The sequence below is a fragment of the Rodentibacter trehalosifermentans genome, assembly GCF_002000545.1.
In the GTDB taxonomy this organism is placed as follows: domain Bacteria; phylum Pseudomonadota; class Gammaproteobacteria; order Enterobacterales; family Pasteurellaceae; genus Rodentibacter; species Rodentibacter trehalosifermentans.
On sequence record NZ_MLHL01000100.1, the window covers coordinates 1 to 15655 of the forward strand.

The 15655-nt window shown below is 39.1% G+C and carries 11 protein-coding genes and 1 tRNA gene; 4 read left to right on the forward strand and 8 right to left on the reverse strand.

Annotation, left to right across the window (positions count from 1 at the left end; translation table 11 throughout):
• The 4 genes from zorA to BKK52_RS12855 all read left to right on the forward strand — a co-directional run.
• A partial coding sequence (zorA, locus tag BKK52_RS13590) for an anti-phage ZorAB system protein ZorA (RefSeq protein WP_077478869.1) occupies positions 1–1814 on the forward strand: 1814 nt, incomplete at its 5' end.
• Positions 1815–1820: 6 nt separating this feature from the next.
• Positions 1821–2579, forward strand: a complete 759-nt coding sequence (locus tag BKK52_RS12845) for an OmpA/MotB family protein (RefSeq protein WP_077419593.1) — start codon at positions 1821–1823, stop codon at positions 2577–2579.
• Position 2580: 1 nt separating this feature from the next.
• Positions 2581–4089, forward strand: coding sequence for an EH signature domain-containing protein (locus BKK52_RS12850; protein ID WP_077419592.1), 1509 nt, complete (start codon positions 2581–2583; stop codon positions 4087–4089).
• A gap of 19 nt (positions 4090–4108) precedes the next feature.
• A complete protein-coding gene (locus BKK52_RS12855) occupies positions 4109–7105 on the forward strand; it encodes a DEAD/DEAH box helicase (protein ID WP_077419591.1) in 2997 nt (998 codons plus the stop codon).
• Between the two features lie 122 nt (positions 7106–7227).
• On the opposite strand, the gene BKK52_RS14295 is transcribed toward BKK52_RS12855, so the two are convergent.
• From BKK52_RS14295 to BKK52_RS12890, 8 genes are all read right to left on the reverse strand, one after another.
• Positions 7228–7545: a putative quinol monooxygenase gene (locus BKK52_RS14295; protein WP_244160261.1), complete on the reverse strand. Its 318-nt coding sequence runs from the start codon at positions 7543–7545 to the stop codon at positions 7228–7230.
• Entirely contained in the window at positions 7520–7936 is a 417-nt protein-coding gene (locus BKK52_RS14300; RefSeq protein ID WP_244160262.1) for a putative quinol monooxygenase, read from the reverse strand. The genes BKK52_RS14295 and BKK52_RS14300 overlap by 26 nt, the downstream gene beginning before the upstream one ends.
• A 147-nt stretch (positions 7937–8083) precedes the next feature.
• Positions 8084–9028 (reverse strand): aldo/keto reductase, encoded by a 945-nt coding sequence (locus BKK52_RS12865; protein WP_077419589.1) that lies wholly within the window; start codon positions 9026–9028, stop codon positions 8084–8086.
• Positions 9029–9287: 259 nt separating this feature from the next.
• On the reverse strand, positions 9288–10310 hold the full coding sequence (locus BKK52_RS12870) for an amidohydrolase family protein (RefSeq protein WP_077478870.1): 1023 nt from the start codon (positions 10308–10310) through the stop codon (positions 9288–9290).
• A 330-nt stretch (positions 10311–10640) separates the two neighbouring features.
• Positions 10641–12074, reverse strand: coding sequence for an alanine/glycine:cation symporter family protein (locus tag BKK52_RS12875; RefSeq protein WP_077474373.1), 1434 nt, complete (start codon positions 12072–12074; stop codon positions 10641–10643).
• A gap of 488 nt (positions 12075–12562) precedes the next feature.
• A tRNA-Ile gene (locus BKK52_RS12880) sits at positions 12563–12639 on the reverse strand.
• A gap of 86 nt (positions 12640–12725) precedes the next feature.
• Complete coding sequence (gene glyS, locus BKK52_RS12885) at positions 12726–14792, reverse strand: glycine--tRNA ligase subunit beta (RefSeq protein WP_077474374.1); 2067 nt, start codon at positions 14790–14792, stop codon at positions 12726–12728.
• A partial coding sequence (locus tag BKK52_RS12890) for a GIY-YIG nuclease family protein (RefSeq protein ID WP_207551832.1) occupies positions 14789–15655 on the reverse strand: 867 nt, incomplete at its 5' end. The genes glyS and BKK52_RS12890, both read right to left, overlap by 4 nt.

Sequence of the window (15655 nt, forward strand, 5' to 3'; positions counted from 1 at the left end):
TCTACGTCAGCCCCAAACTTTTTAATACGATTGATGCTGCCTACTTTTTTAATGGGCATACCTTAGCAAGTGGCTTAACTGAAAATCGTCTTTTCTCTGCTGTGCCAGGTTTTTTAACCGCTATGGGGGTGCTGGGGACTTTTTTAGGTTTAACCTTTGGTTTAAATGGCATCGATTTTAAAGATAATGATATTTCTAAAATCACCGAGGGTATTAATGCTATGGTCAACGGAGCCGGAACAGCATTTGTTACTTCCCTTTGGGGAGTGGGCTTAAGCCTTACTTTTAACAGGAAAGAGAAAGCGCTTGAAAGAGAAATAAAAGAGAGAATCGCTCGTTTACAAGTAAGAATTGATCGTATATTTCCTCGTATAGTTGCAGAACAAACGTTAGCCGAAATTAAATCTATTAACCGAGATACCGAAATGCATTTGGCTGAATTGGGTGAAAAAATTGGTGACCAAATGCAAATTGTGATGGATAAAACAGCAACGAGTATAAGTAATAGCATTACTGACGGTTTAAGAGAATCTCTTGCGCCAGCTGTTGAAAAACTGTTGGATAACTCCCGTGAAGGTTCCGAGAAAATGATGGAATCCTTAATGCAGGAATTTATCAGAAAGATCGGTAATGCAGGGGAAACCCAAAGAATAGCTATGGATAATGCTAGTCAAGCCTTGGCAGAAAGCTCTTCTCAGATGATGATTCGTTTAACCACTTTTGTTGAGCAACTTGATGCAAAAGTGACAGAGGTGCGTGATGGAAATCGTCAAATGTTGGAACAAATGCAAGACCATTTCGCCTCACAAGTGAGTAATATGCAGTCTCAAGTTAAACAACAAAATGATCAAGCTACGGAATTTACCCAAAAACTTGCAGAGTCTATGCAAGATTTCAATCAAAAAAATCAAGAGATGCTTTATTCCATGCAAACCCTACTATCTGAAAGAGCGATTGAACAAGCTGAACAATTTGCGAAACGTGAAGAGAATCTGACTGCTTCTGCGGATAGCTTTATGGAAAAACTTGCGAAAGCCATTGAAGATTTAAACCGTAATAACGAAGAAATGCTCAAAGCAATGGAATCAGGCTTAAAAGAACGCCTTAATGCACTGGCGGATATGGACAAAGAAAGAGCGGCAGAATTTATGCAACAAGCAGAAAAAGGTCGTCAGGCGCAACAATCTTTAACAGATAGTGTAAAAGATGTGCTAGAAACACAAAATAAGCAAAATGATAAATTTTCTGAAAAATTAACCGCACTTTATGATTCGTTTGAACGTGTTGCTCAAGCTAATAAAGCTGGTTCGGAGGCAATGGTAAATGCCTCAAATAAAATCAATAACAGTGCGATAGATTTTGATCATGTTGCTACTCGTTTGCAAACCGCATTAGCGAATTTTGATGCTAAATTAGCGACGATCATACTCAATATTGAAAAAGTTACACGAGAAAATAGTAATACCGCCACCTTATTCAATGTTGCGACAAGTCGTTTAGAAACCTCTGGTACATCATTAGAAAAAACCGTTAATCATTTAGATGCTACGGCTCAAACCACGAAAGTAGCCTTTGAAAGCATGAAAGAGAATTTCACGCATTTTGCATCGCTCTTAAAAGAGCATATTGAAGAACTTAATGCTGAGATGAGTGAATTATTAATAGATTACAGTAAACGCGTTCAAGATCAAACCAATGAGCGTTTAGATGTTTGGAATAGCCAAACGAAAGAATATACAAGTAGTATGACGGCTGCGGTTCAAGCATTAAGCAATACAGTGGATGAAATTGAAACCAAATTGCCAAAAAAATAGAGGTAAATGATGAGATGGCGTAATCCTAATACATCATCAACAGATGAGGAAAATCCATATTGGATGTCATTTTCCGATATGATGGCAAGTTTGTTGGTGATTTTTATGTTAGCAGCGGCTGCATTGATGTTACAACTTGCGACCAAAAGCGAGGAAGTTGATAAGCAAGTCGATGAAGTGGCGAAAGCAGAAGAAGTGAGAAAACGCATTGTTGATGAAATTGTTAATGAGTTGAAAGATCGTCAAATCGTGATAGAAAAATCAGATAATGATACGGTGTTGCACATTCCCGAAAGTGCGCTTCGATTTGCCTCTGGAAGCTCAGATATTCCTGAATCGTTACAAAATAATGTGCGTGAAATTGGCAATGTGCTTTTTGCAACGCTCAATAAAGCGGAAGACGATCAAAAATCACGTTTTGAGTTTTTGGATACGGTTTTTATTGAGGGGCATACGGATAACAATTTCTATAAAAACCCTATGCTAAGGGGTAACTGGGGGTTATCTGCCATGCGTGCGATTTCCGTTTGGCAATTTTGGGCGGATGATGCGAACCAAATAAGTAACGGATTAAGCCGTATGAAAAATCACACCGATGAAGCCCTTTTCTCTGTGAGTGGTTATGGTGAAACTCGCCCGCGTGATGATGCGATAAATTGTGAAAAATTCGATGATATTTGTCATAGTAAAAATCGCCGCATTGATATTCGCATCACTGTGAAAAAACCAAGTATTGAAGAACTTAAATCCATTAAAGGTAAGTAAAATGAAGAAATTAAAATTACCTACTATTCGTTTACCTTCAATAAATTTTACTTTGCCTGAACGAAATATTGATCTTTCTAAAGAAGTGAAAAAATTAAAGCGCTTGGCGATGAATGCGGGGCGGGGATCGGATTTTTTTAGAGAGAATTATTTAAAGATTTTTAGACAATTAGAGCGGGGAGAGTTTTTCCCTCTCTCTTTGGAGATTCCAAAACAAATATATATTTATCTCACCATTGCTTTACAAAAAGAACTCAAAGAGTCGATGGCAGAGCAAATCAACTTTGAACCGCCCTTATTAGAACAATTTGCCAAAGTTCGATCCCCAATGAGCCATTTATCATTAATGATGCTGATTCAACTTTATTTTGAACGCTTTGACGGCTTAACAAAATCGAGCGAAAATTTTGACTATTTATGCCAATTTTTAAGACATCAAGTTAAACTTTTAAATAAATTTCGTCAGAGAAAAGAAAATGAATTAGCACGCAGTGATTTAGCCCGCTATGCCGAGCAAGCCGAGTGGCTTTTTAACAGGCAAGCGCCTCTTAATATCGTTAAATTTGCACATCAAAAACAGCAAGATTTTACCTATACCTTGCAAGATTTAGGCATTGCAGCATTTAGAAATGGTAGATTATTACATATTAGCCAAAATATTTATTACATTGAAACCTTAAAAACGATTCCATTAGGTAAACCTCATAAGATTTTATCTGAAGTCACTAAAAAAGATATTATTCAAGTTCAGTATAATAAATCTTATTGGATTGGACATAAAGTCATTGAGATTCTTATTGATCGTACAATCAATGAGGGAGGAGATCTTTCGGAATATTGGCAAAGCGTGATCTTAGATATTGCAGGTGATCCACGTATAGCCTCAACCAAAATGGATACATGGTGGCGCCCATTAGGTGAAAAACGTATTCAACAAATGCGATCTTGGTTAAGTCGTTACGATCTTAAATTATTCTTAGAATTATTGGAACAAAGCGCAAAAGATTTAGGTAACGAAGATATGGAACGTATGTTTGCGGGGCGTAAACGTTTCTTAGAGGCTTTATTTGATAATGACTTTATTCAACATTCGCGTTTATTCTTCACAAAAGATGCACTTGATTATTTAAGACGACATTATTCCAATGGAAATCGTTTCAGTGCTTATGCAACAGTTAAGGGTGAATCCTCAGTGATTTATTTACAACTTAAAAATGGTTGGCATTTGATTGAAGGTACGCATAATTTCAAGCTCCGTTATTTTGATGAGATACCAAGTAGATCTAAAATTACGCATTATAATTATCGTAATTTTGAACGAAATGAATTAGCTAGCGATCTAGAAAATTATTATCTTTCGGAGTTCCATCAAGAGATGGATAGCACCCCTCATGATGCATATGGGAATTGGAAAGTTAAATTGTTAAAGTGGCTGGAGAAAACTGATGTTAATTTACCGGTTGATAGTGTGTTAAATAAAGATGAATATTTAAAATGGTTGAGATATTAACAACAAAAGGAAATATGATATGGGATTATTAGACTTAATTAAAAAGTCCTTTTCATCAAAAAATAAACTTGAACAAAAAATTACTTATGTGTTAAATCCTTACCATAGCGTAGAGTTTATTCTCCCTCCGAAAGCGATAGAAAATCCTGAGCATTTTGCAAAATCAAACCCATTCTTTGCTTTGCAATATGGTTATTTGAAAACATTACAAAGTCATTATGATGATATTGAATTTCTTTCTGGCCGATTTATTGTTGATTCGGTTATTTTGCCCGATTTAGGTGATGATTTTATTGATTTATTTGAAATGCCACCTCGTTTTAGTGGGAGCTATCAAGCCGATATTCGTGGCAATACTACCAAGCCTAATTTTTCTGTTAATCTCAAATTGATTACGTCTGACGGGAGTTTGGTCTCTCATTTTAAATTAAAAGGTGCATTTCTTGCACTCACAGAAAAAGAACTCTATTCTCTCACTTCCATTGAGTATCAAGCATTAAAGGCATTAGAACAGTATCAAAATTTACCTGATCAAGCACGCACAGAATACGAAAATAACTGGTTAATGTTCCAACTCCAAACGGCGAAAAAAGCAGGTTTAGATATTGATTTATCTCATTTTAATCAAACTAATCTTGAATTAGTAAAACCTGATAGCATTGGTGTTTCCGTACATCAATTACCCAACGGCGATGTTGAATTAATCCCGGCTATTAAAGGCGTTGAGGCTGAGAATATTCGAGAAAGATTAGGGCAATTAAAAAGGCAAGATAGCCGTATTTTAAGAGTGAAAAATAAATTTGTTTTATTTGATGAACGTACAATTTCGGCAATAGATGAAATATTCCCACTGGATGAAAATGGTGAAAATCGTCATATTCGGCGAATAAATAAAAATGAAGTAGTAAATTTTTTAAAAAACCCAACTGCTTATTTAGATGCGGCTATTGTTGATTTGGATACGGGATTTTCTCTTCGCGTTGCTGGTGCCGAAAAATTTGTACATAAATATTTTGGTGGCGAGCAAGAGTCGGGGATTAATTGGCTTGGCGATAATCATTTTATTCATTCTCCTTTGATACTTGAAAGCCTTATTCAATCGGATGTGGAACTTGAAGAAGCTAAATCTCTTATTCAAAATGCACAAAATTTAGGCTCATCAGTGATTCAAGTTGACGATACACAAATTGATATTTCTGATGAACAACTCATTGATAAAATCTTAATCAAAATCGCAAAGCATATTCAGGATAAAAACGAAGAAGACGATGAATCTCAAAATGGAGGGGACGCCAAAGCAGAAAAAACAGAAACGGCGGTGGTTGATATTGAAGATAACGATGAAGAAAACCGATTCAAACGGTTCGTTTCCGTGTTAAATTCGCAAGAAATTCCACCGCTAAATCAAGCAAATCTTAAACGTACCCCTTATCCACATCAACAAGAGGGTATTGATTGGATTTTATCCCACCTAAGAGCAGCGGAAAACGAACAAACCGAGAGCGGTGCATTGTTAGCTGATGATATGGGGTTAGGCAAAACCTATATGACTTTGGTTTCTGTGGCGGAATATTACCGCCGCCAAATAGAATTAGAGAAAACCTTAAAACCAACATTAGTGGTTGCGCCGCTGAGTTTGTTAGAAAATTGGCAAGCGGAGATTGGTGAAACCTTCAAAAAATCCCCTTTCAAGGACGTGGTAGTTCTGCAAGGCAATGGGATGAAAAAATATCGCCTTGGCGGACGTGAAATTAAGCAACATTTACATAACGATATCGCCACCGCCGATGAAATTCGTTATTCATTAAAAATTGGCAAAGCGTACAAATCTGAACGTTTGGATATGCCGGAACGATTAATCTTAACCACCTATCAAACACTGCGAGATTATCAATTTTCACTATGCCGTATAGACTGGGGGATTGCGATTTTTGATGAGGCACAAAATCTCAAAAACCCGAATACACTCGCCACTCGTGCCGCAAAAGGGTTAAAAGCAGAGTTTAAACTCCTCGCCACAGGAACGCCTATTGAGAATAGTTTAAAAGACTTTTGGTGCTTAATGGACACGGCCACACCAGGCTTGCTTGGCTCTTGGAGAGAATTTAGAGAGCAATATGTCGCCCCAATTCAAGAGGCTGATGAAGCCGAAGTGGATACGGTGAAATATCAAATAGGACGAGAATTAAGAGAAACTGTAGATCGCTTTATGTTACGACGAACAAAAGCTGAAAAACTAGAAGGGTTGCCTGAAAAAATTATTTATTCAGGTTACCGCATGGATGAACATTATTTGCCTCAACTTGAAGCACAAATGAGTGGCATACAGTTACAGTGTTATAACGATGTGATCAGTGAAACTCGCTCTGCCACCAATAAACAAGGGGCGATGCTGGCGGGGCTACGCAATCTCAAAATGATAAGCATCCATCCACACATCAAAGAAATAAAGTCAAAAGAGGGATTAAATTGCAATCTTTCCAATAAAATCCTTTCTTTGCTTAACATCTTAAATGAGATTGAGAAAAAACAAGAAAAAGTGCTTATTTTTGCGGAAAGCAAATCGGTACAATCTCACTTGGTGGCATTAATAATGATGACTTACGGGATTAATGTTGATGTCATCAATGGTGAAACTGCAGCGGTGGCAACCTCAAAAAATAGTCGCTCACGGAAAAATATTATTGATGAGTTTCAAGCAAAGTCAGGATTCGGCATATTGATTATGTCTCCTGTTGCAGCCGGTGTTGGTTTAACTGTAACGGGGGCGAATAATGTTATTCACTTAGAACGGCATTGGAATCCTGCAAAAGAAGCGCAAGCAACGGATCGTGTTTATCGTATTGGGCAGAAAAAACAAGTGAATGTTTATTTGCCAATGGCAACTCACCCAGAAATTCATTCCTTCGATATACAATTACATAAATTACTTAACAACAAAGTAGATCTTAGCGAAGCTGTTGTTGCGAATCCAGATATTGAGCCGGAGCAATTTATGAGTATATTTAAGAAATAGAAAATCGGTATAACAAAATGTCACCTTAAGATAGGGGCAAAGTGCTTATAGTACAAGGCTTTAACTCTATTTTCTTATTAATAAATAGGTACTGAGTGAGATAACGAAAATGTCATCGTCTATTATTTGCTCAAAGTATTAAATAATAGTTCCCCCTGATTCCCCAAAAATTCAGGGCGAATTTCCACATAGCTTTTATCTTTTAACATCTCACCTGTTTGTTTGAGGTAATCTCTGAAATGTGGCGTTTCACGATGATGAGCATAAGCCGCATCGTTGGCATAAATTTCAAAGAAAATCCATTTATTCGGGTTTTCCTGTTCGGTGGCGGCATACATCGCAATCACGCCTTCTTCCACTTTTAGAGATTGTGCCATTTCTGCGGTAACAATCGCTTTGAATCGGTCGTTATATTCAGGTTTCACTTCCCACTGGGACATAATTAACCCGCATTTCAGGCGTTTGTACCACTTTTTTATCGCCAAGAAATTGCGGCATTAATGCGATACGTCTTTTATGATCTGTTAAAATCTCAGGTGAAGCGGCTAAAAAGGCTTGATATTGTGGAGAAGTGCGGTGGATTTCGTAGGCGTTTTTATCCGCATAAATTTCCACCATATACGCCATATTAGGATCGGTTTTGGATTTGACCGAATACATTGCCAGAGTGCCTTTTTCATTGCGGATTGAGGTGCTGATATTGTGTTCGGCTACGGCATTATATTGCGCTTCCGCCCCTTTTTTCACGCCGAGTTCAAAGATATTCATCATCGGAGTTGCATTTGTTGTGATAGCCATTGTTAATCCTAAAAGTGCGGTAAGTTTTTTCATTGTTTTTCCTATTTTGTGATCTGTGGGTAATCAATTACCCACGGTTAAGCATAAACATTCCCTTTTGGAGAACAAGCAAATCAACCTCAAGGGGAACTATGCATAACCTAGGGTAACCTTGTTACCCTAGGAATAAAGGATTGAGACTTACGCCTCGCCCTCCCAACCACCACGGGTATCAACGCCGGTGTCTTTCGCTAGTTGCTCAAGCGTGGTGATCTGTTCATCGGTTAACACAATTTGAGCGGCTTTTGCTGCATCAGTCACGTGATGCACTTTAGTTGCTCCCACAAGCGGTAATGTTCCTTTGTGAATCGCCCATGCCAATGCTACTTGGGCAGCACTCCCCCCTTGAGCTTTCCCTATATCAGCCATCGCATCCGTTAATTTTTGCAGTTGTGGCAATACTTTATTATAAGTCGCCGCACGCATTGAACCTTCAGGCAATGGATTTTCCACATTGTATTTACCACTCAATGCGCCTTGCTCTAACACCATATAGGCAAAAAAAGTAATACCATTTGTTTTACAATAATCAAGTAAACCGTCATCAATTGAATTGCGGTAAAGCAAGCTAAAATGATTTTGAACAGCATCGATCTTGAACCCTTCTTCACCTAAAATTTCATTCACCCGTTTCACTTGTTCAAGACTATGATTGGAAACGCCCACGGCTTTCACTTTGCCGCTTTTGAGCGCAGGAATCAAATAAGGAGACCAACGTTCCACGTCTAATGAGTTGTGAATCCAATAAATATCAATTTCTTCTACGCCCAAACGTTCAAGACTACCGTCCAACATCGACATAAATGGATCCGCTTGATTTTCATCGGCAAGATTTGGGGTAAATTTCGTGGAAACAATCACGCTCCCTTTCGGTTGTTGGCGGATAAATTTACCTAATTCTTTTTCAGAATCACCCAAACCATAAGCATAAGCCGTATCCCATAAATTCAAGCCGTTGGCGATGGCGGTGTCGAACACTTCTTTCATTTGGGCTTCGGTTAAATGGTTGCCAAATACGGCATCGCCACCGAACATTCCCATACCCCAAGACCAAGTGCCTAATGCGATTTTTGGTAATTTTTTCATTTTGTTTTCCTCGTAAATTTGTTGGTAAATCATTTCAAAGAGCGGTCATTTTTGCAAAAGATTTTGCGAATTGCACCGCTTGTCGTTTGTTGATGTGGCGTATTATACGTCTTTTATTTTGTTTGATTAGTAGGTGAATAATAAATTCAGTTTTAGGGAAAACCTTATAATCGTAGGGTGTGTGAATTTGAAAAATTTACGCACGCATTGATTTTTTGTGCGTAAAACTGTGTTTCACACACACTACGCTTACAAGAGATTACGCCTTAATCCCAAACAACTTCTCTGCATTTTTATAGGCAATCAGCTCTTTTTCTGCTTGTGAAATCGGGAGATTTTCGAGGAAATCACGCACGCCGTCGAGGGTTTGATAGGGGTAATCCACCGAGAATAAAATGCGTTCTGCGCCCACTAAATCGTAGATAAATTGGAAGTGCGGTTGGGTGAGCATTCCGCTTGGGCTGACGAAAACCTGTTGTTTGAAGGTGTCGATTAAGCTGCGTTTTAAGCCTGTGGCGGTTTGTGGCAGGCTGTCATCTAGGCGTTGTAGATAGAACGGCAGCATTTCGCCCCAGTGTCCGCTGATAACTTGTAAATTCGGGTAGCGGTCGAATGCCCCTGAAAGCATTAAACGCAATAAATGAATGCCCGCTTCGTTGTGCCAACCCCAGCCGAACATGGAAAGACGAGCGCTGACTTCATCATCAAAGCCGCTGTAATAGGCTTGCTGCACAGCGGGAACGGGAATGCCGGGGTGAAGATAAAGCGGTACGTTCAGTTCATCAAATTTCGCCAACAATTTTTCATAACGAGGGTGATCGAGAAAATCGTCAGACGGGCGACCGTTTAACAACGCACCTTTCAATCCGAGTTGTTTCACCGCACGCTCTAACTCTTCCGCTGCTTGTTCAGGCTCTGCCCAAGGCAGGGTTGCCATTGCAGCAAAACGGTTTGGGTGTTTTTTGATGGCTTCGGCGAGTTTATCATTTATCTGTTGGTGCAATTCAAGGGGCGCAAATTGTGGAAAACCGCCCACGGAAAGCACCTGCATATCAATGTTTGCCTCATCCATATCCGCCAATCGATTCACATCAAATTCCATACCTTTCGGGTTGATTAAATCATTTTTTTCAATTTGCGGGTGACTGTGATCGGGGTTATTGCCATCTTTCACTCGTTTGCCCCAGTTGGTGAGATAGGGGGCTTGTTGTAATACTTGCGGCATCGTGGCTTTGGCGATATTCGGGTCTAAAATATGTTCTTCTACACAAATCAGTTTCATAGTATTACCTTTATTTTTGTTTGAGGAAATCGGTTGCGCGGTGCTAAGTTTGGGGAAAAATCCACTCGTCAAAATGACCGCACTTTGAGTGAGAAATTGACGGCGGTTGAGATTGTTCATAGTGTTTGTAAAGTTTTTGTTAATACAACTATTCGGTTTTACTGATGAAAGTTATCTACGCCTACGCCATAGAATGAATTTTTTCCAGGCACGGCTGTAGATAACCTTATTTTTTGGATTGTTAGTTTACTATAAGTAAAATATGCAAGGGATAATTAACTCCTCATTTCATTGCAATAATTATTTTGTGCTGTAATACTGCCCACTTTGCTATTTCCACGTTTGTTGCTCAAACACGCATTTTTTCAATTCAGGATAATCTTCAATTTTAAATTCCGGTGTTTTTCCGGCTTTCAATTGGCGCTGATAATCTTTCATTAATTTCCACACAATCGGGGAAAGTAAGACGATCGCAATCAAATTTAAAATCGCCATCACCGCCATAACAGTATCGGCAAAATTCCACACAACATTACCGGAACGCACCGCACCAAAGTAAACGAAAAAGAGTACGGTTAAACGGAATAGCAGAACAAACCAAGGTTTATTTTTAATAAAACGAATATTACTTTCTGCATACGCATAATTTCCGATAATAGAAGAATAAGCAAAAAGCAGTAAAATAAAGGCAAGGAAATGTAAGCCAAATTCTCCCACATGATATTGCAAAGCATTTTGCGTGAGGGAAATGCTTTTGAGTTCTTCTCCGCCATAATTATTCGATAGCAAAATCACTACGGCAGTACAGGTGCATACGATCATTGTGTCCACAAATACGCCGAGCATTTGAACCAAGCCTTGGCTAACCGGATGTTTTACATGAGCAGCTGCGGCTGCATTTGGAGCCGATCCCATTCCCGCTTCATTTGAAAATAAACCGCGTTTAATTCCCATCATCATAGCTTGAGAAACCATAGCACCAAAGAAACCACCGGCTGCAGCATCAAAGGTGAAGGCACTTTTAATGATGTTATTGATCACGCTTGGCACCATTTCAATATTCATACCAAGAATGATGACTGCCATAATTAAGTAAAACAATGCCATCATCGGTACAAGGCTACTGGAAATCACGGCAATACGTTTTATCCCTCCGAAAATAATCGCGGCAGTTAAAATCACCAATGCAATGCCGACATATTCACCTTGCCAGTTCCACGCATTACGTGTAGCTTCTACAATCGAATTTGACTGCACAGAATTAAAGGCAAAACCAAAGGTAAAAATGAGTGCGATCGCAAATGCCACTGCCATACTACGTGATTTCAATCCCTGTACCATATAATAGGCCGGACCGCCACGGAATGAACCGTCTTTATCTTGAATTTTGAATAATTGTGCGAGAGTTGATTCCGCAAAGGCACTCGACATTCCGATAAAAGCGGTAATCCACATCCAAAATACGGCTCCCTCGCCACCCAATGCTATCGCTGTGGCAACACCACCGATATTTCCAACGCCAACCCGACTGGCAAGCCCGGTTGCAAAGGCTTGGAACGGCGTTAAAGAGCTACCTTCTGCTGCCCGTCCAAACCACATTTCCCGAATACTCATCGGGAATAAGCGTAATTGCACAAAGCCCGTTGTGATAGTGAAAAATAAACCGACCCCAAGCAAAATGACAATAGTCAGATTCCATATCGGTCCATCAAGATGATCAACAATCCAGATCAGTAGTTGTTCTAAATAGTTAATTAGTTCCATAAGCCCCTCTTAAATGAAAATAAAGCAAGATTGTAGGAAAAAATCAGAAGAAAAACGATATTAATCAAAGAATATTAAAAATTAAAGGGAGTTAAAAAGATTTTATTTAAAAAAATGCAAAATTATTAGATAAAAATAAAGTTAGGTAATGAGCCTCTTTCTAAAAGTTGAACATTAGGAGAGTTAGATTACCAAGCTTAATTATCATGGAAATCAATGGGATAACTGTATTGGCAGATAAAGGTTTGATTATTTTTCTTTTATGTAATGTTTAGCCTTACGATTTAAAATACTTTCAAGCCTTGTAGGGATTGAACTATGAACATCTTAAGAAAGAAAATCCGATGAATTTAAAACGTATCCCTAAAATCCCCCTTTGTAAGGGTATGAAATGTAAGAAGAAATAAATTAAAATTGCCTTGAAGTCAGTATTTATGAGGGTTTAGTTTATGAAAACGTAAGAGGAAATAAGAAGAGAAAGGTCCGTTTGGTCCCCCCTACCGGACTTGAACCAGTGACCAAGCGATTATGAGTCGCCTGCTCTAACCGACTGAGCTAAGGGGGGAAAGTGCGCTGATTATAGAGAAATAATCCCTTGAAGTCTATAAGAAAAGGGATGGTCGCTGAAAAAACCACCACCCTTATACGCAATTATTGAAGCACTGAAATATCCGCTACTTGTAAGAACAAGTTTTGCAACGTATTCAGGATCGCCAAACGATTTTGACGCAGTGCTAGATCTTCTGCGTTCACCATCACATTGTCAAAGAAATTGTCCACCGGTGTACGTAAGTTGGCAAGTTTATCCAACACATCCGTATATTCACCTTGAGCGATTAACGGCTGCACTTCGGCTTTTAATGACAACACTGCTTCAGCTAGGGCTTTTTCCGCAGGTTCGACACAAGCGCTTAAATTAATCTCACCAATAGTAATATCCACTTTGGCAAGAATATTCGCCACACGTTTATTTGCCGCAGCCAAGGCCTCCGCAGAATCTAAGGTACGGAAATGGGATACCGCACGCACTCGAGCATCAAAATCCGCCGGGCGGGTTGGACGGCGAGCCAACACCGCTTGGATCACATCCACAGCGATGCCTTCGTCTTGATACCATGCACGGAAGCGCCCTAACATAAAGTCCACCACATCGGCAACCACGTTTTTATTCGTCAGTTTATCACCGAAAAGTGCGGTGGCTTTTTGCACTAAATCTTCTAAATCAAGCGGAAGATTTTTCTCTACAATAATGCGTAACGCCCCTAATGCAGCACGGCGTAGCGCAAAGGGATCTGCACTGCCTTTTGGTGCTTGCCCGATCCCAAAAATTCCGGTGAGAGTATCAAATTTATCCGCCAAAGCGACCGCACTTGCCACTAAAGATTTTGGCAATTCATCGCCGGCAAAACGTGGCATATATTGCTCATTTAACGCCACTGCCACTTCTTCATCTTCCCCATCGTGGCGGGCATAGTGCATCCCCATCACACCCTGCGTATCGGTGAATTCAAACACCATATTAGTCATTAAATCACATTTTGAAAGCAAACCTGCCCGTTTGGCTTTTGCTTCATCAGCACCGATTTGTTTGGCAATTTCACCGGCAAGCTGTTCAATACGCTCGGTTTTATCACGCAATGTACCAAGTTGTTGTTGGAACAATACGGTTTCCAAGCGAGGTAAGCGCTCCACTAATTTTTGTTTTAAATCGGTTTTGAAGAAAAACTCCGCATCCGTTAAACGTGGACGAACGACTTTTTCGTTCCCTTCAATAATCGCACTTGGATCATCCGGGTTAATGTTTGATACGAAGATAAAGTGCGGTAATAATTTGCCCGCTTTATCATAAATCGGGAAGTATTTTTGGTCACCTTTCATCGTATAAACCAAGGCTTCCGCAGGCACAGCAAGGAAACGTTCTTCAAATTTCGCTGCCAACACGTTCGGATATTCCACCAATGAGGTAACTTCATCGAGCAAATCGTCTTCAATATCTGCCACACCACCAAGTGCGGTCGCTTTTTCTTGAGATTTTGCCAAAATTACTGCTTTACGTTCGTTGAAATCGGCAATAACCGAGCCTTTTTCACGCAATAATTGCGGATATTGATCGGCGTGTTGGATTTCAAATTCAGCTTCACCTAAGAAACGGTGTCCACGAATAGTGCGACCACTTGCCACCCCTAAAATTTCACCCTCAATGAGTTCATCACCCAACAACATCGTGACGGTATGAACAGGACGGATGAATTGCACGGTCTTGTCCGCCCAACGCATCGGTTTTGGAATAGGCAATTTCGCTAGAGCATTCGCTACAATCTCACCAAGTAAATTTTTAGTTGGCTGACCTTCAATTTTCGCACGATGAACCAGCCATTCGCCTTTGTCTGTGGCAAGGCGTTCTGCTTGCTCAACAGTGATCCCACAGCCTCTCGCCCAGCCTTCCGCTGCTTTGGTTGGCTTGCCTTCTGCATCAAAGGCTGCCGACACCGCAGGGCCACGTTTTTCAATTTCTTTGCTTGGCTGTTGTGTGGCAAGTGCCAACACTTTCACCGCTAAACGACGTGGCGCAGCAAACCATTCGATTTTGTCAAAGGTTAAACCTGCTTGGCTTAATTCCGCCTGAACATTATCTGCGAAAGCAGTAGCTAAGGTTTTAAGAGCTTTTGGCGGCAGCTCTTCTGTGCCGATTTCTACTAGGAAGTTTTGGGTTGTCATTGGTTTTTCTCTTTCATTTGATTTATTGCTCTCTCATAATTTTCATATAAAGATTTTTTTTGGGTCTTATATAAGGTATCAATCCTTTTTAATTCATTTTCTTTTTGTTCATATACAAATTCAGGTAAAAAAGTCCTAAAAAATTTATAAATTTTATATGAAATATAATAGTAAAGAACTATTATGATTAAGATGGCTATGATAGGTATAGGAAGTACAAAAAATCCAAAAGGTAAAAAAATTCCAAATGCCATAGCAGTTATAACTACAGTGGCTATAAATTCTTTATAAAAAGGAGGTTTAACAAACTCCGCCTCTACACTTAAAATTTTTTCTTTTTCTTCATTTTCTAAATTCAAAATAGCTTTATCTAATTTCTCTTTTTCATATCTAATAAATTTTTCTTTCGCTAACTTAGCGGTTTCTAATGTTTTTTTTATTGCTTCTTGCTTTTCTATTAATTTTTTCTCTAATATTTCTTTTTCTATTTTATGTGATGATTCTGAGCCGAATACAAAGTTTTCAATATATCTATATAAATGATTTATAGCAATTCTAATTGTTTCAACAGCATCCTCATAACTACAGTTAAAAAATTCTCTATTATTATTTACCCTATGATTATGTAGTAATTGATGTGTTTTTTGTTCAAGTTCATAAGGATGAGAAACATAAATTTGATATTCCACTATAAAATCAAATGGAACTCCTGTAGCCTGACTTATTTCTTTAGCTCTTGCAAAAGGATCTCTATCTGTATAACCTACTTTTAGTAATCCTGGCATTGCAGGATTTGAAAGGATATATACCCATCCAGCCATAAATAACCTAGTTTCTCCGTTTTCATTTCTGCCAAATCTCCC

What these genes read in the sequence shown, in the direction of transcription:
- BKK52_RS14300 (WP_244160262.1), bottom strand. Translation starts at nt 7,936, where the DNA reads ATGAAAAAACTTACCGCACTTTTAGGATTAACAATGGCTATCACAACA.
- BKK52_RS12875 (WP_077474373.1), bottom strand. Translation starts at nt 12,074, where the DNA reads ATGGAACTAATTAACTATTTAGAACAACTACTGATCTGGATTGTTGAT.
- BKK52_RS12850 (WP_077419592.1), top strand. Translation starts at nt 2,581, where the DNA reads ATGAAGAAATTAAAATTACCTACTATTCGTTTACCTTCAATAAATTTT.
- BKK52_RS12845 (WP_077419593.1), top strand. Translation starts at nt 1,821, where the DNA reads ATGATGAGATGGCGTAATCCTAATACATCATCAACAGATGAGGAAAAT.
- BKK52_RS12870 (WP_077478870.1), bottom strand. Translation starts at nt 10,310, where the DNA reads ATGAAACTGATTTGTGTAGAAGAACATATTTTAGACCCGAATATCGCC.
- BKK52_RS12865 (WP_077419589.1), bottom strand. Translation starts at nt 9,028, where the DNA reads ATGAAAAAATTACCAAAAATCGCATTAGGCACTTGGTCTTGGGGTATG.
- BKK52_RS12855 (WP_077419591.1), top strand. Translation starts at nt 4,109, where the DNA reads ATGGGATTATTAGACTTAATTAAAAAGTCCTTTTCATCAAAAAATAAA.
- glyS (WP_077474374.1), bottom strand. Translation starts at nt 14,792, where the DNA reads ATGACAACCCAAAACTTCCTAGTAGAAATCGGCACAGAAGAGCTGCCG.
- BKK52_RS14295 (WP_244160261.1), bottom strand. Translation starts at nt 7,545, where the DNA reads ATGTCCCAGTGGGAAGTGAAACCTGAATATAACGACCGATTCAAAGCG.